Here is a 16,616-nt window from a genome sequence, read left to right as displayed (position 1 = left end):
CGCGTGAAACGTGCAATTCCTTCGCTTTACATGCGCCATGCGCCCATGTACTATTGAGCTAGTACAAAAGAACTTCTTCCCTCAGGAGCACGCATGTCTACGGACACCATTCAGAAGCTGGCCCGCCCTTCCGTCCTCGGCGGCGCGATGATCATTGCCGGAACCGCCGTTGGCGCCGGCATGTTTTCCATTCCGATCGTCACTTCCGGTGTCTGGTTCAGCGGCTCCGTCGCGCTGCTGGTGTATACCTGGGCCTGCATGCTGCTGTCCGGCCTGATGATCCTCGAAGCCACGCTGCACTACCCGAGCGGCGCCAGCTTCAACACCATGGTCAAGGATCTGCTGGGCAAAGGCTGGAACGCCGTGAACGGCCTGTCGGTGGCGTTCGTGCTGTACATCCTGACCTACGCCTATATCTCCGCCGGCGGCTCGATCATCGCGCACACACTGGAGGGCATCGTCGGCGTCGGCCAGACTACCGCCGGCCTGGTGTTCGCGCTGGTGGTGGCGTTTATCGTCTGGCTCTCCACCCGCGCGGTCGATCGCCTGAGCACCATTCTGATCGGCGGTATGGTGATCACCTTCGTGATGTCGGTGGGCGACATGTTCACCCACGTGCAGCCCGCGGTGCTGTTCAACACCGGCGACGATCGGGCCAGCTATCTGCCTTACGCCCTGGCAGCGCTGCCTTACCTGCTGACTTCGTTCGGCTACCACGGCAACATTCCCGGGCTGGTGAAGTACTACCACAAGGACAGCGGCTCCGTGGTGCGCAGCCTGGTGTACGGCACCCTGCTGGCACTGGCGATCTACATCCTGTGGCAGTATGTGATTCAGGGCAATATCGCGCGCGACGCCTTCAAGCAGGTGATCGCCGAGGGCGGCAATATCGGCAGCCTGCTCAAGCAAATGGGCAACGTCTCCAGCAGCCAGACCGTCAGCCAACTGCTGAACGCCTTCTCCTATATGGCGCTGGCCAGCTCGTTCCTCGGCGTGTCGCTGGGCCTGTTCGATTATCTGGCGGACTTCTGCAAGTTCAAGGACGACGCCGTCGGGCGCAGCAAGACCGCGCTGGTGACCTTCGTGCCGCCGACCCTGGCCGCGCTGCTGTTCCCGAACGGTTTCCTGTACGCCATCGGCTTCGCCGGGCTGGCGGCCACCGTCTGGGCGGTGATCGTGCCGGCGCTGATGGCGCGCGCCAGCCGCCGCCGTTATCCGCAGGCCGGTTACCGTGCACCGGGCGGCAACGGCGTGATCCTGTTCGTCATCCTGTTTGGACTGATCAACGCCGCCGCGCATATTCTGTCGCTGTTCGGCCTGCTGCCGGTCTTCCAGTAATCCCCGACGGGAGGGCTGCCGCCCTCCCTTTCCCGCACTGTTTTTGCGCCGGGCTATTGCCTGAAATCGGCGGCGCGAGTACCTTGTCGCAACTTCTCTAATACTCTTCATTGCGGATGAATTGAAATGGCAAGAGCTAACGAAATTAAACGCGGCATGGCGATCAGCTACAACGGCAAGCTGCTGCTGGTAAAAGATATCGACGTGCAGAGCCCGAGCGCCCGCGGCGCCAGCACCCTGTACAAAATGCGCTTCTCCGACGTGCGCACCGGCCTGAAAGTGGAAGAACGCTTCAAGGGCGACGATATCCTGGACACCATTTCCCTGTCGCGCCGCAAGGTGAACTTCTCCTATATCGACGGCGAAGAATACGTGTTCATGGATGACGAAGACTACACCCCGTACATTTTCAAGAAAGACCAGATCGAAGACGAGCTGCTGTTCATTCCGGAAGGCGGCCTGCCGGGTATGCAGGTGCTGACGCTGGATGGCCAGGTGCTGGCGCTGGAGCTGCCGCAGACCGTGGATATGGAAATCGTCGAGACCGCGCCGGGCATTAAAGGCGCTTCCGCCAGCGCCCGCAACAAACCGGCCACCATGGCGACCGGCCTGGTGATCCACGTGCCGGAATACCTCAGCGCCGGCGACAAAATTCGCATTCATATCGCCGAACGCCGCTACATGAGCCGCGCAGACTAGTCGCGCCTACGGGGCCGATACTCGGCCCCGTTTCATTTTCCGCTACGGCAATTCCGGGAAAAAGCGCCGCTTGAGCGCCAGCTCGACGCCGCGCAGCTCCGCCAGCCCTTTCAACCGCCCGATGGCCGAATAGCCCGGATTGGTTTTCTTTTTCAAATCGTCCAGCATCTGATGCCCATGATCGGGGCGCATCGGGATCGGCCGCCGATCGCCCGCCCGCTGCCGACGCAGTTCTTCGGTCAGGATCGCTTCGATCACCGCCACCATGTCCACATCGCCCTGCAGATGCGCCCCCTCGTGGAAGCTTTTCGGGTTCTCCTCGCGGCAGGTGGCGCGTAAGTGGGTAAAGTGAATGCGATCGCCGAAGGTTTCAATCATCCGCACCAGATCGTTGTCGGCGCGCACGCCGTAGGAACCGGTGCACATGGTGAAGCCGTTATGAATGCTGTCGACGGTCTGCTTCAGCCACTGCATGTCTTCGATCGTGGAGACGATGCGCGGCAGGCCGAGGATCGGCCGCGGCGGATCGTCGGGATGCACCGCCAGCCGGATGCCGGCCTCTTCCGCCACCGGCACGATGGCGCGCAGAAAGACCGCCATGTTTTCGCGCAGTTGCGCCTTGTCGATGCCGTCGTATTCCGCCAGGCGGCGACGGAACTGCTCCAACGTGTAGCCTTCTTCCGCCCCCGGCAGCCCGGCGATGATGTTGCCGGTCAGCGTGGCTTTCTCCTCCTCGCTCATGGCGGCGAAATAGGCCGCCGCCTGACTGCGCTCTTGCGCCGTATAGTCCGCCTCGGCGCCGGCGCGCTGCAGGATGTGCAGCTCGAACGCGGCGAAGGCTACCTGATCGAAACGCAGCGCTTTGGAACCGTCCGGCAGCGGATAGGCCAGATCGGTGCGCGTCCAGTCGAGGATCGGCATGAAGTTGTAGCAAACGGTGTCGATGCCGCAGGCCGCCAGATTGCGCAGTGACTGCTGGTAATTGGCGATGTACCGCCGCCAGTCGCCGCTGTGGGTTTTGATCTCCTCATGTACCGGCACGCTCTCCACCACCGACCACACCAGCCCCTTTTCCGCCAGCAGCGCCTGCCGCGCGCGGATCTCGTCGATCGGCCAAACTTCGCCGTTCGCAATATGGTGCAGCGCCGTGACCACCCCGGTCGCCCCGGCCTGACGCACGTCATCCAAAGAGACCGGATCGTTCGGGCCATACCAACGCCATGTTTGTTCCATGTTGTGTCCTTATGCCTGTCTCGCATCGCGATGTTGTTATACCAGTTTAATTTAGATGTCGGCTAGCTTTAACTTACTCTTTCGCCGCGCGCTGTCAAAATTGAACCGTTCATTGGTTGATCCGCTTCACGATTCTGGCTTATTTTGGCCTGACCAATTCCCTTAACCTGCCGACAACTTTAGACTGGTGGCAGTTTTTTATCGTCAGCGCGCCCTTGTTGATGGGGCGACAAACTGGTCCGCTAACTTGACGCAAGTGGCCCGCCAGCTGTCTACTCGCTTTGGAGATGAGATGAATACGATCGCCAACACCCCGCTGCCGGGCGCCGTCCGGCAACCGAATTATGATCGCCGGGCCCTGCGCAGCCGCATCGTGCACCTGGGTTTCGGCGCGTTCCACCGCGCGCATCAGGCGCTGCTGACCGATCGGGTGCTGAACGCCCACGGCGGCGACTGGGGCATTTGCGAGATCAGTCTTTCCGGCGGCGTGCCGCTGTTTGAGGCGCTGCGGCAACAGGATCATCTGTACAGCGTGCTGGAGAAAGGCGCGGACGGCCATCAGGCCATCGTGATCGGCGCGGTGCATGAGAGCCTGCACCGCAAACTGGAGGGCATCGCCGCGGTGCTGGAGAAGCTGGCCGAACCGCAGGTGGCGATCGTCTCGATGACCATCACCGAAAAAGGCTACTGCATCGAGCCCGGCAGCGGACGGCTGGACCGACAGCATTCAGGGATCGTCGCCGATCTGGCGTGGCCGCATCAGCCGCAGACCGCGCCCGGCATTTTGGTGGAAGCGCTGCGGCTGCGGCGCGAACGCGGCCTGTCCGCCTTCTCCCTGCTTTCCTGCGACAATATTCCGGAGAACGGCCACGTGCTGCGCCGGGCGGTGCTCGATCTGGCGCAGGCGCGGGATCCGTCGCTCGCCGACTGGATCGCCACCGCCGCCACCTTCCCCTGCACCATGGTGGATCGCATCGTGCCGGCCGCCACGCCGGCCACGCTGGATGAGATCGCCGCCGCGCTGGGCGGCGTGCGCGACGAATGCGCCATCGCCTGCGAGCCCTTCATTCAATGGGTCGTGGAAGACAACTTCACCGCCGGACGCCCGGCGTGGGAGTTGGCCGGCGCCCAGTTGGTCAGCGATGTGCTGCCGTTTGAACACATGAAGCTGCGCATGCTGAACGGCAGCCACTCGTTCCTGGCTTACTTAGGCTACCTGGGCGGCTACCGCTATATCAACGAGTGCATGGCGGATGAGCACTACCGCCGCGCCGCCCTGCGGTTGATGCTGGACGAACAGGCGCCAACGCTGAGCGTCACCGGCATCAGCCTGTCCGATTATGCCGCACAGCTTATCGCGCGCTTCAGCAATCCGGCGCTGCAACACCTTACCTGGCAGATAGCCATGGACGGCACGCAGAAGCTGCCGCAGCGGCTGCTGGATGCCGTGCGCTGGCATCTGCGGCACGGCGGCGACTATAGCGGGCTGGCGCTGGGCGTGGCGGGCTGGATGCGTTACGTCGGCGGCGTCGATGACGCCGGTGAGCCGATCGACATTCGCGATCCGCTGGCAGACGTGCTGCAGCAGACGATCGCCGCCACAACGGACGATCGACGGCGCGTAGCGGCGCTATTGGCGTTGAAATCGGTATTCGGCGAAACGCTGGCGGCGCATGCGGCGTTTAGCGAAGCGGTGACGCAAGCCTATTTATCGCTGCGCGATCGCGGCGCGCGTGAAACGGTGAAGGAATGGGTGATGCGGTGAGGAGCCTGCAGGGCCGAGAATAACCATGCCGGCGTAACGTTACGCCGGCATGGCGGAACGACTTAACGATAAACGACCGTCATAACAGCGAGTTTCTTCTGTTGGTCTACCCACTTCATTTCGGTTGTGCCTAGATTTAGCGGAAGTTCTTTGCGTGTAGTATCAAAACCTGACAACGCTTGCTGGGCCTGATAACGCTGGCCGTTGCGGTAACATTGCGTATTCGCCTTAGAATCTGCAATATTGACCGTGCAAGGACTTTCAACGATAGAACCGACGAAGCGAATTACCCCGCCGGCCACTCCTGCCTGACTCACTGCCGTCCATGAAAACAACATTCCTACGATCAAAAATAACCGAAAGGTATTCATGGCAACCTCATTTTTAGTTAAGCCAATTTAACCATAGAGGATCTTGTTAGGAATAATCGCAAGGAAAGGGACGAGATTTGATCGTTAATCTCGTCATTAACAATGTAAAAACAAGCTACTAACAAAAATTAACCGCATCTAATACAGGGTTTTATCTAAGAATTTTCTTGTTATAAACGGTGGATTTTGTCGGTTGAAAAGCGCATGGTGACGTGCAAAATTTGCGAGATAGAGCACAAATTAAATCGCGGCCGTTTCACCGACACGGCTGCGTAACTCATTTATTAAGCAGGTTAATTTTTGCGCCAGGAATTATTAATGACTAAAACCAATTTGATTACCGGTTTCCTCGGCAGCGGCAAAACCACCACTATCCGCCATTTGCTGGCTCATAAGCCCGAACATGAACGCTGGGCGGTATTGGTCAATGAATTCGGCGAGATCGGCATCGACGGCGCGCTGCTGGCGGACAGCGGCGCGGTGCTCAAAGAGATCCCCGGTGGCTGCATGTGCTGCGTCAACGGCCTGCCGATGCAGGTGGGCTTGAATATGCTGTTGCAGCAGGCCAAACCGGATCGGCTGCTGATCGAGCCGACCGGGCTCGGGCATCCGAAACAAATCCTGTCGCTGCTGACCCAGGAGAGCTATGCCGGCTGGATCGATCTGCAGGCCACCCTGTGCCTGCTGGATGCCCGCCAGCTCAGCCAGCCCCGCTACCGCGACAACGAAAACTTCCGCGATCAGCTGGCCGCGGCCGACATTATTTTGGCCAGCAAAAGCGATACCTACCGGCCGGAAGACTGGCTGGCGCTGGAGGCCTGGAAGGCGCAAGACCCGCTGCAGCGGCCCTGCTACGCCATCGCGCAAGGCGAAGCGGATGTCGCGCTGTTGTCACTTCCGCGCACGAATCGTACAGAATTGCCGGACGCGCAGCATCATCATGGTCAGGCGAAAAAGCAGGGGCTGGCGGCGCTGCGGCTGCCAGAGCACGCCCGCTGGCGGCGAGCGTTGAATGAAGGGCAAGGCTTCACCAGCTGCGGCTGGATTTTTGACGGCGATACCCGGTTCGACACCGTCGGCTTCATGGAATGGGTGCGACTCGCGCCGGTCGAACGCGCCAAAGGCGTGGTACGCATCCCCGAAGGCACATTGCTGATCAATCGTCAGGGGCAGGATCTCAACATCGAAACCCGCCCGGTCGCGCCGCTCGACAGCCGAATTGAGCTTATCCACAGCGAAAATGTCGATTGGAATGCCCTGCAATCCGCCTTGTTTAAGATTCGTTTAAGTTAAACCCCGTACCGTTGCCCCCCGGATGCCGCAGGGCTGCCGGGTTTTATTTCGTTTTCATTTTTCCAACAGGTTATGTCATGACACGCCGCAATTTACCCCTCATTCTCTTCTTCAACTTACTGGGCGTTGCGCTGTTTCTGTCCTGGTTCCTGCCGGCCAATCACGGCGGCTGGTTTACCCTGGATTCGGCGATTTTCTTCTTCTTTAACCGCCATCTGGCCACCGACCCGGCGTTTTTACACCTGGTCGCCATCACCAACAACCGCGCGTTCGATGTGATTTCGCTGCTCGCCATGGGGCTGCTGTATCTGTACTTTTATCTGAAGCAGGACGCCGCAGGCCGTCGCCGTCTGGTGATCACCGGCGTGGTGATGCTGCTGACCGCCGTGGTGCTGAACCAGCTTGGCCACCTGCTGCCGGTGAAACATCCAAGCCCCACCCTGACCTTTGACAATATCCATCGCGTCAGCGAGCTGACCGGCATCCCCACCAAGGACGCTTCCAGCGACAGCTTCCCCGGCGACCACGGCATGATGCTGATTATTTTTTCCTGCTTTATGCTGCGCTATTTCGGCCGCGGCGCCTTCGCCGTCGCCCTGCTGATTACGTTGGTCTTCTCATTGCCGCGCGTGATGATTGGCGCCCACTGGTTTACCGATATCGCCGTCGGCTCATTGTCCGTGGTGCTGGTTGGCGCCAGCTGGGTGCTGATGACGCCTTGCAGCGACTGGATCGTCGATCGGTTGAATCGCCTGTTGCCCGGTAAGCACCGCCCCGGCCAACCATAATTTGTGTCTATGACTCATGCCGGGAGGCTTACGCCTCCCGCCCTCTTCCCCTCGCCGCGCGCAAAAATTTCCCCACCGTTCGTTAACGCTTTTGCAACCTGATTTCACGCCAGATTCATACATCGGACAATTGGCGTTTTTTATATGAAGATTTACATTATGTTACATCACAAATTCATATAAAAAAGACGGGAAAAAGGCTCGCAATCCCCTATTGGTTCCGGTAATCTCAGATGCGTTTGTGCCTGGTTTAAGTCGAATCAGTATGAAATCCGATAAAAATGTGCGTTCTCGCACGTTTTCAACGGTAACTGGTTGTCGATGCAACAGGTGCGGACTAGGCTCGTTTCGTTTGGCATTTTTCAGGTAGCGACTTTCGTCGTTAAGGACTTCAAGGGAAAACAACAACAATGGTCAAATCTCAACCGTTTCTGAGATATTTTTTGCGGGTAGTCCCTGCAATTGCCGCTGCGGTTATGCTGTCAGCGTGCAGCTCGACTCACACTTCGAACTTGAATAACGCACAAACTGAGATGCGTGCAGTTAATGACAAAGACGGTCTTTTACTGCAAGCCTCTCAGGATGAATTCGAAGCGATGGTCCGCAACGTTGACGTCAAGTCAAAGATTATGGATCAGTATGCGGATTGGAAAGGCGTTCGCTACCGCTTAGGCGGTGACACCAAGCGCGGCATTGATTGCTCGGCGTTTGTACAGCGCACCTTCCGCGAACAGTTCGGCATGGATTTACCGCGTTCGACCTATGAACAGGAAGATCTCGGCAAGAAAATTCAGCGCACCAAGCTGCGCGCCGGCGATTTGGTGCTGTTCCGCGCCGGTTCTACCGGGCGCCATGTCGGCATCTATTTAGGCAACGATCAGTTCGTTCACGCCTCCACCAGCAGTGGAGTCATGATTTCCAAGCTGACCGATAACTATTGGAATAAACGTTATCGAGAAGCGCGCCGGGTGCTGACCAACGGTTAACGGCGCAACGCCCTGAAGATCCTGAATACCAAACGAGCGATAAGCGCCGCCCACGGGCGGCGTTTTTTTTGGTTGTCGAACAGGTATCATCAAAATTGATCCCTGCCTTATCGTCACCTTTCCCTGCTTAACGCCGCCGCACGCCATTATTTTGATAAACTGTTGGCGGGAAATCGCCCCGTCGGGGAAAAACTCGCCTATTATCGTCAGATGACGGCAACGGCGCCCCGGCGTTATTTAAAACGTTTCCGCTGATATTATGCGCATGATATTTCTGTCGGCGACGCCGCATATTTAAATGGCGCCGCCGGTTGGTACGGGATAAAAAGGCAAAAATGAAAAAAAAGCCGTTGGCACAATCCATTAACTGGCTGCGCGACACGCCTGACGCCCGGTTGCAGAGGACTCGGTTATGGGCTTGAAAAGAGCTTTCGCCCGCAGCGTGTCTCACCGACAACGCAGCCTGGCTAAAAGCGGTGTCGCCGCCCTGGTATTTTTTACGCTATTCACCGCGGTCACGCTTTCTTTGATCAACCACCAGCGCACGCAATATCAACATAAGGTCGAAGCGCGCACGCAAAAGTTCACGCTGGGTTATATCTCGCATCTGACGGCGGTGATGCGGCAAATGATGCCGCTGCTGGACAAGCCTTGCCTCTCCAGCCAGTCGGATATCACCTACCAGGCGGCCTTTACCAGCGGCGTGCGCACCTTCCTGTTGGTGAAGGACGGCTACGCCTATTGCTCCTCCGCCACGGGCGACATGATGTTGCCGATGAAAAATATCTATCAGGATATCGACTGGGATCTGCCTTTGGATCTCAAACTGCAGCAGGGTACGCCGATGGTGCCAAATAAACCGGCGGTTGCGGTTTGGCTGCGACATCCCGGCGAAAAGGCCACTGGCATCCTCGCTACGCTGGACATCGATCTGATGCCCTACCTGCTGTTCACCTCGCACGACGAACAGGCGCCGGGCATCGCCATCGTGATGGGCAACCGCGCGCTGACCACTTTCAGCCCGAACCTGATGCCGGTCAATCAGCTACCGAAGGGCAAGGCGGATACCCTGACGCTGCCCAATCTGCCGCTGACCATCCTGTTCTACAACGAGAAACTGACCCCCAACGACATTCGCCTGACGCTGCTGGGCAGCCTGGTGCTGTCATTGATGACCGGCGTACTCTGCTACTACATGCTGCTGCTGCGGCAAAGCCCGGAACGCGCGCTGCTGCGCGGCATCAAGCGCAACGAGTTCTTTATCGAATACCAGCCGGTGTTCCATACCGATAGCAACAGCATAGGCGGGCTGGAAGCGCTGATCCGCTGGCAGCATCCGATCGAGGGCCGCATCCCGCCCGATGTCTTTATCCCCTACGCCGAAAGCAACGGGCTGATCGTGCCGCTTACCCGCCACCTGTTCAGGCTGATCGCCGAAGATGCGCCACAGCTCGCCAAAGCGCTGCCACGGGGAGGTAAAGTCGGCCTCAACATTTCCCCCGCCCACCTTAGCGCACCGTCGTTTCACCAGGACGTGTATGAACTGTTGACGCAGCTGCCGGGCGATTACTTTACGCTGGTGTTTGAAATCACCGAACGCGGCATGGTGGAAGAAGAGAGCGCGCTGACGGAGTTTGACTGGCTGCACAAACAGGGCATCGAGATCGCGGTGGATGATTTTGGCACCGGGCACAGCGCGCTTATTTATCTTGAGCGCTTCACCATGGATTATCTGAAGATTGACCGTGGCTTCGTCAACACCATCGGCCAGGATACGGTCACCGCGCCGGTGCTGGATGCGGTGATCTCGCTGGCGAAAAAGCTGAAAATGCTGACGGTGGCCGAAGGCGTGGAAACCGCCGAGCAGATGCAGTTTCTGCAAGAACACGGCGTCAACTTCATGCAGGGGTACTACTTCAGCAAGCCGCTGAGCATCGATGATTTCGTCGCTTACTGCAATGCTAATCAGGTCTTTGATTATCAGGAAAAAAATAGTTAATCTTTAAGCATCTTTACCCTGCGCCCGTCCGAAGAATGTTATGCTGGGCGCAGGTTGTACTTTATTCCACAGCAGGAGCTTACTGTCTGATGTCCGTGCGCATTTTCGCTGCTCTGGTGCTCTCGGCACTGAGCTTCGGTCTGCGGGCCGAAGCCCTCAACGAAAGCTACGCTTTCGCCCTTCTCGGTGAACCGAAATACGCCACCGACTTCAGCCATTTTGACTACGTCAATCCGGCGGCGCCCAAGGGCGGCGACGTGCGACTGGCGGCCATCGGCACCTACGACAACTTCAACCGCTTCGCTACCCGCGGCGTGCCCGGCGAGCGCACGATGGAGCTGTACGATACGCTGTTCACCAACTCCGACGACGAACCCGGCAGCTATTACCCGCTGATTGCCGAATCGGCCCGTTTCCCGGCCGACATGCGCTGGATGGAATTGGATATCAACGCCCGCGCGCGCTTCCAGGACGGCAGCCCGATCACCGCCGCCGACGTGGCCTTTACCTTCAATAAATTCATGACCGAAGGCGTGCCACAGTTTCGCTCCTATTACAAAGGCGTCACGGTCAAGGCCATTTCCCGGTTGACGGTGCGCATCGAGCTGCCTAAGGCGAACCGTGAGCAAATCCTCAGCCTGCTCAGCCTGCGCGTATTGCCGGAAAGCTTCTGGAAAAACCATAAGCTCAACGAACCGCTCAGCACCCCGCCGCTCGCCAGCGGCCCGTATAAAATCGGCGATTATCGCCTCGGCCAGTACATCACCTATCAGCGGGTGCGCGACTACTGGGCCGCCAATCTGCCGGTAAACCGCGGCCGCTACAACTTCGACAGCATTCGCTACGATTATTATCTGGACGATAAGGTATCGCTGGAAGCCTTCAAGGCCGGCGCCTACGATTTCCGCATCGAGCCGTCGCCCAAGAGCTGGGCCACCCAATATCAGGGCGGCAACTTCGCGCGCAACTACATCATCAAGCAGGACGAGACCAACCAGGCGGCGCAGAATACCCGCTGGCTGGCGTTCAATCTGCAAAAACCGCTGTTCGCCGATCGTCGGGTACGGGAAGCGATCGGCCTGGCTTTCGATTTTAACTGGATGAACAAGGCGCTGTATTACAACGCCTATCAGCGCGCCGACAGCTATTTCCAAAACACCGCCTACGCCGCCCGCGGCTACCCGGACGCCGCTGAACTGGCCTTGCTGGCACCGCTCAAGGGCCAGATACCGCCGGAGGTATTTACCAGTATCTACCAACCGCCCTCCTCCGACGGTAGCGGCAACGATCGACAAAACCTGCTGAAGGCGACCCAACTGCTGAAAGAAGCCGGTTGGGTGGTCAAAAATCAAAAGCTGGTCAACGCCAAAACCGGCCAGCCGTTCACCTTTGAACTGATGCTGCTGAGCGGCAGCAACTTCCAGTACGTGCTGCCGTTCCGCCACAACCTGCAGCGGTTGGGCATCGAGATGCAAATCCGCGAGATTGACGCCTCGCAGTACACCCGCCGCATGCGCGAGCGCGATTTCGACATGATGTCGACGGTGTATATGGCGATGCCGTTCCCCAGCGCCGATCTGCAAATTCTGTGGGATTCGCAGTACATCGATTCCAGCTATAACACCCCCGGCGTCAAAGATCCGGCGGTCGACAGCCTGGTCAGGCAAATCGCCGCCCATCAGGGCGACGAAAACGCCCTGTTGCCGCTCGGCCGCGCGCTGGACCGAGTGCTGACCTGGAACAACTACATGCTGCCGATGTGGTACTCCAGCCACGACCGCTACGCCTATTGGGACAAGTTCTCCACGCCATCGGTCCGCCCGGCCTATGCGATCGGCTTCGACAACTGGTGGTACGACGTCAACAAGGCGGCGCGCTTACCGGCTCAGCGGCAATAAGGAGTCGGAATGGCGGCCTATCTGATACGCAGACTGTTACTGGTGATCCCCACGCTGTGGGCGATCATCACCATCAACTTTTTTATCGTGCAAATCGCCCCCGGCGGTCCGGTCGATCAGGCCATCGCCGCCATTGAGCTGGGGCACGGCAGCGGGTTTGGCAGCGGCGGTGTCGGCGAAGGCCTGGGCCACGCCCGGACGGGCATCGCGGCTGGCGACGGCCAATATCGCGGTTCGCGCGGCCTGGATCCGGAGGTGATCGCCGAGATCACTAAGCGTTACGGCTTCGACAAACCGCTGCACGAGCGCTACTTCACCATGCTGTGGAACTATATGCGCTTCGACTTCGGCGACAGCCTGTTTCGCGGCGCTTCGGTGATGCAGCTGATCGGCCAGAGCCTGCCGGTCTCCATCACACTGGGCCTCTGGAGCACGCTGATCATCTATCTGGTGTCGATCCCGCTCGGCATCCGCAAGGCCGTCCACAACGGCAGCGCGTTCGATACCTGGAGCAGCACGCTGATTATCATCGGCTACGCCATTCCGGCTTTTCTGTTCGCCATTCTGATGATCGTGCTGTTCGCCGGCGGCAGCTACCTGGACTGGTTCCCGCTGCGCGGCCTGGTATCGAGCAACTTCGACACCCTCTCATGGCCGGCGAAGATCGCCGACTACCTGTGGCACATCACCCTGCCGGTGCTGGCGACGGTGATCGGCGGTTTCGCCACCCTGACCATGCTGACCAAGAACTCATTCCTCGACGAGATCCGCAAACAGTACGTCACCACCGCCCGCGCCAAGGGGCTGGACGAGAAAAAAATCCTCTACCGCCACGTGTTCCGCAACGCCATGCTGCTGGTGATCGCCGGTTTTCCGGCCACCTTTATCAGCATGTTCTTCACCGGCTCGCTGCTGATTGAAGTGATGTTCTCGCTCAACGGCCTGGGGCTGCTGGGCTACGACGCCACGCTGCAGCGCGACTACCCGGTGATGTTCGGCACGCTGTATATCTTCACCCTGATCGGCCTGCTGTTGAATATCCTCAGCGATATCACCTACACCCTGGTCGATCCGCGCATTGACTTCGAGGCCCGCCAATGAGCCGCCTTAGCCCGATCAACCAGGCGCGCTGGGCGCGTTTTCGCCGCAACCGCCGCGGCTACTGGTCGCTGTGGATCTTTTTGGTGCTGTTCACCCTGAGCCTGGCCGCCGATCTGATCGCCAACGACAAACCGCTGTTGGTGCGTTATGAAGGCCGGTTGTACCTGCCGTTTATGATTAGCTACAGCGAAACCGCCTTCGGCGGCGAACTGAATACCGAAGCCGACTATCAGGATCCGTTCGTGCAGCGGCAGATCGAACGGCACGGCTGGGCGGTCTGGGCACCGATCCGCTTCAGTTACGACACCATCAACTTCGCCACCGAGGTGCCCTTCCCTTCGCCGCCTTCGCGGCACAACCTGCTGGGCACCGACAGCAACGGCGGCGACGTGCTGGCCCGGGTGCTGTACGGTTTTCGCATTTCGATGTTGTTCGGTCTGGCGCTGACGCTGTTTTCCAGCCTGATCGGCGTGTGCGTCGGCGCGACGCAGGGGTATTACGGCGGGCGTTTCGATCTGTGGGGGCAGCGCTTTATCGAAGTGTGGTCGGGCATGCCGACGCTGTTTCTGATCATTCTGCTGTCGAGCATCGTCCAGCCCAATTTCTGGTGGCTGCTCGGCATCACCATCCTGTTCGGCTGGATGAGCCTGGTGGGCGTGGTGCGCGCCGAATTCCTGCGCACCCGCAATTTTGACTATATCCGCGCCGCGCGCGCCATGGGCGTGCCGGATCGGGTAATCATGTCCCGCCATATGCTGCCCAACGCCATGGTGGCGACGCTGACCTTCCTGCCGTTTATCCTCTGCGGCTCGATCACCACCCTGACGTCGCTCGATTTCCTCGGTTTCGGTCTGCCGATAGGCTCGCCGTCGCTCGGCGAATTGCTGCTGCAAGGCAAAAACAATCTGCAGGCGCCGTGGCTCGGCATCACCGCCTTCCTGGTATTGGCAGTGCTGCTGTCGTTATTAATCTTTATCGGCGAAGCGGTGCGCGACGCCTTTGACCCCAGCAAGGCGCATTGATATGGCCACTCCTTTGCTCGCTATTCAGGATCTCAGCATCGCCTTCCGTCAGGGCGACAGCGTCACGCCGGTAGTCAATGAACTGTCGCTGCAAATAGCGCCGGCTGAAACGCTGGCGCTGGTAGGGGAATCCGGCTCCGGCAAAAGCGTCACCGCCCTGTCGATACTGCGTCTGCTGCCCGCGCCGCCGGTGGTTTACCCTGCCGGCGATATTCTGTTCAACGGCGAGTCGTTGCTGCATGCGCCGGAGACTGACCTGCGCAAGGTGCGCGGCAATCAGATCGCGATGATCTTTCAGGAACCGATGGTGTCGCTTAACCCACTGCACACCATCGAGAAACAGCTGGCGGAAGTGCTGATGCTGCACCGCGGCCTGCGGCGCGAAGCCGCGCGCGCAGAGATCGTCGAATGCCTGGAGCGCGTCGGCATCCGCCAGGCCAAAACCCGGTTGCAAGACTATCCGCATCAGCTCTCCGGCGGTGAACGCCAACGCGTGATGATCGCCATGGCGGTGTTAACCCGCCCGAAACTGCTGATCGCCGACGAGCCCACCACCGCGCTCGACGTGACTATCCAGGCGCAGATCCTGACGCTGCTGCAAGAATTGAAGCAGGAGATGGGCATGGGGTTGCTGTTCATCACCCATAATCTGAATATCGTGCGCCGCCTGGCAGACAACGTGGCGGTGATGCGCCAGGGGCGCTGCATAGAGCAAAACGGCCGCGCGCAGCTGTTCAGCCGGCCGCAGCATCCCTACACGCAGCAGCTGCTGGCCGCCGAAGACGTCGGCGAACCGCTGCCGCTACCCACCGCGCGCCCCGGCGACGAGCGGCCGCTGCTCAAGGTGGAAGATCTGCAGGTGCGCTTCCCTATCCGGCGCGGCCTGCTGCGCCGCACGGTGGATTATCACTATGCATTGAAATCATTGAGTTTCGAGCTGCGCGCCGGGGAAAGCGTGGGGCTGGTGGGAGAATCCGGCTCGGGTAAAAGCACCACCGGGCTTGCGTTGTTGCGTCTGCTGGCCTCGCAGGGCGCCATCTGGTTCGACGGCGAACCACTGCACCCGCTCACGATGAAGCAGATGCTGCCCTACCGCAGCCGAATGCAAATCGTCTTCCAGGATCCTTATTCCGCCCTGAATCCGCGCCTGAACGTGCAGCAGATCATCGCCGAGGGGCTGGAAGTGCACCAGCGGCTTAGCGCCGAGCAGCGGGAACAACGCGTGATCGAGGTGTTGCGGGAAGTTGGCCTGGATCCGCAGCTTCGCCACCGCTATCCCACCGAGTTTTCCGGCGGCCAGCGCCAGCGTATCGCCATCGCGCGCGCGCTGATCCTGCAACCGCAGCTGCTGATCCTCGACGAGCCAACCTCTTCACTGGATAAATCGGTGCAGGCGCAGATCCTGACGCTGCTGAAATCGCTGCAGCAACGCCACCGGTTGGCTTATCTGTTCATCAGCCATGACCTGCAGGTGGTGCGTTCGCTATGTCACCAGGTCATCGTACTGCGACAGGGGGAAGTGGTTGAACAGGGAGACTGCCGGGCGATTTTCGCGGCGCCCGCAGCCGACTATACCCGTCAACTGCTGCAGTTGGCGGATTAGCGGCGAATTCAGAAGGGGTATTGCGCGCTGAGTGGTTCGGCGATCGCGGCACCGACGTTTTTCAGGCGGCACATGGTGGCGCTCTCGTCGCTGCGCTGCACGAACAGGCAAGGTTCCCCTTCCCATTCGACGATCGCACAGTCGACCTGAATCTCCTGCAGCGACAGATTGAGCTGTTGCATGACCTGCCAGGCCTCGGCCCCTTCATGGCTGAGCAGCTTCAGCCCAATCAGGTTGTTATCTTCGTCTATTCCGTTAAACGGAATCGGTTCGACCTTCACGCCGGTGAAACCGGATAGCCAACGATAACTTTGCGGCAAGCGATGCACTACCGAAAGTTGGATACTCTCCACATGAAATCCCTAGTTTGAAAAGGTGAAACACTTTTACCTGACAGGGTTACTAAGTTATAGCCGTTGACTCCCGACTCTGCCGCGCACAAATGTTATTTAAATGTAAATTTTGCCGCAAGCCATTAACCTGACCCCGTGCTTGCCGATGCCGTGCCACTTTTTGGCGC

The 16,616-nt window shown here is 59.2% G+C and carries 14 protein-coding genes; 11 read left to right on the top strand and 3 right to left on the bottom strand.

The window, feature by feature from the left end; translation table 11 throughout:
* Positions 1–93 precede the first annotated feature (93 nt).
* Complete coding sequence (mtr, locus tag AC2CGQ_RS03025) at positions 94–1,338, top strand: tryptophan permease (protein ID WP_118891850.1); 1,245 nt, start codon at positions 94–96, stop codon at positions 1,336–1,338.
* Positions 1,339–1,464: 126 nt separating this feature from the next.
* The gene (gene yeiP / locus AC2CGQ_RS03020) at positions 1,465–2,037 is read left to right on the top strand and encodes an elongation factor P-like protein YeiP (RefSeq protein WP_004935725.1); all 573 of its coding nucleotides are present in this window, start codon (positions 1,465–1,467) and stop codon (positions 2,035–2,037) included.
* 42 nt (positions 2,038–2,079) lie between these two features.
* Here yeiP and uxuA read toward each other — a convergent pair whose 3' ends face one another.
* Positions 2,080–3,270 carry a mannonate dehydratase gene (uxuA, locus tag AC2CGQ_RS03015; RefSeq protein WP_004935728.1) on the bottom strand — a complete coding sequence of 397 codons (1,191 nt, stop codon included), beginning with the start codon at positions 3,268–3,270 and terminating at the stop codon, positions 2,080–2,082.
* A gap of 292 nt (positions 3,271–3,562) precedes the next feature.
* Between uxuA and AC2CGQ_RS03010 the strand changes: the two genes are divergently transcribed.
* Positions 3,563–5,035 (top strand): mannitol dehydrogenase family protein, encoded by a 1,473-nt coding sequence (locus tag AC2CGQ_RS03010; protein ID WP_484593460.1) that lies wholly within the window; start codon positions 3,563–3,565, stop codon positions 5,033–5,035.
* Between the two features lie 62 nt (positions 5,036–5,097).
* Here the strand turns inward: AC2CGQ_RS03010 and AC2CGQ_RS03005 are convergent, their stop codons facing one another.
* Positions 5,098–5,406, bottom strand: coding sequence for a type 1 fimbrial protein (locus tag AC2CGQ_RS03005; RefSeq protein WP_033632558.1), 309 nt, complete (start codon positions 5,404–5,406; stop codon positions 5,098–5,100).
* Positions 5,407–5,724: 318 nt separating this feature from the next.
* Between AC2CGQ_RS03005 and AC2CGQ_RS03000 the strand changes: the two genes are divergently transcribed.
* The 8 genes from AC2CGQ_RS03000 (at position 5,725) to yejF (ending at position 16,096) form a co-directional block, all read left to right on the top strand.
* Entirely contained in the window at positions 5,725–6,699 is a 975-nt protein-coding gene (locus AC2CGQ_RS03000) for a CobW family GTP-binding protein (protein WP_033632557.1), read from the top strand.
* 77 nt (positions 6,700–6,776) lie between these two features.
* Positions 6,777–7,487, top strand: a complete 711-nt coding sequence (locus AC2CGQ_RS02995; RefSeq protein ID WP_048324390.1) for a phosphatase PAP2 family protein — start codon at positions 6,777–6,779, stop codon at positions 7,485–7,487.
* Between the two features lie 410 nt (positions 7,488–7,897).
* Positions 7,898–8,473 (top strand): bifunctional murein DD-endopeptidase/murein LD-carboxypeptidase, encoded by a 576-nt coding sequence (gene mepS / locus AC2CGQ_RS02990; RefSeq protein WP_025303553.1) that lies wholly within the window; start codon positions 7,898–7,900, stop codon positions 8,471–8,473.
* A gap of 412 nt (positions 8,474–8,885) precedes the next feature.
* A complete protein-coding gene (locus AC2CGQ_RS02985; RefSeq protein ID WP_015378532.1) occupies positions 8,886–10,472 on the top strand; it encodes a cyclic di-GMP phosphodiesterase in 1,587 nt (528 codons plus the stop codon).
* A gap of 89 nt (positions 10,473–10,561) precedes the next feature.
* Entirely contained in the window at positions 10,562–12,370 is a 1,809-nt protein-coding gene (locus AC2CGQ_RS02980) for an extracellular solute-binding protein (RefSeq protein WP_021505924.1), read from the top strand.
* A 9-nt stretch (positions 12,371–12,379) separates the two neighbouring features.
* The gene (locus AC2CGQ_RS02975; protein ID WP_004935753.1) at positions 12,380–13,471 is read left to right on the top strand and encodes a microcin C ABC transporter permease YejB; all 1,092 of its coding nucleotides are present in this window, start codon (positions 12,380–12,382) and stop codon (positions 13,469–13,471) included.
* Positions 13,468–14,493, top strand: a complete 1,026-nt coding sequence (locus AC2CGQ_RS02970; RefSeq protein WP_015378535.1) for an ABC transporter permease — start codon at positions 13,468–13,470, stop codon at positions 14,491–14,493. The genes AC2CGQ_RS02975 and AC2CGQ_RS02970 overlap by 4 nt, the downstream gene beginning before the upstream one ends.
* A gap of 1 nt (position 14,494) precedes the next feature.
* Positions 14,495–16,096, top strand: a complete 1,602-nt coding sequence (gene yejF / locus AC2CGQ_RS02965; RefSeq protein WP_076740596.1) for a microcin C ABC transporter ATP-binding protein YejF — start codon at positions 14,495–14,497, stop codon at positions 16,094–16,096.
* A gap of 8 nt (positions 16,097–16,104) precedes the next feature.
* Here yejF and AC2CGQ_RS02960 read toward each other — a convergent pair whose 3' ends face one another.
* A complete protein-coding gene (locus AC2CGQ_RS02960) occupies positions 16,105–16,449 on the bottom strand; it encodes a YejG family protein (protein WP_004935763.1) in 345 nt (114 codons plus the stop codon).
* Between the last annotated feature and the right edge of the window lie 167 nt (positions 16,450–16,616).

This window comes from Serratia sp. DFXYC6 (assembly GCF_057196085.1).
Note: the sequence above shows the minus strand (reverse complement) of the source record. Positions and strands in the feature narration are given on the sequence as shown.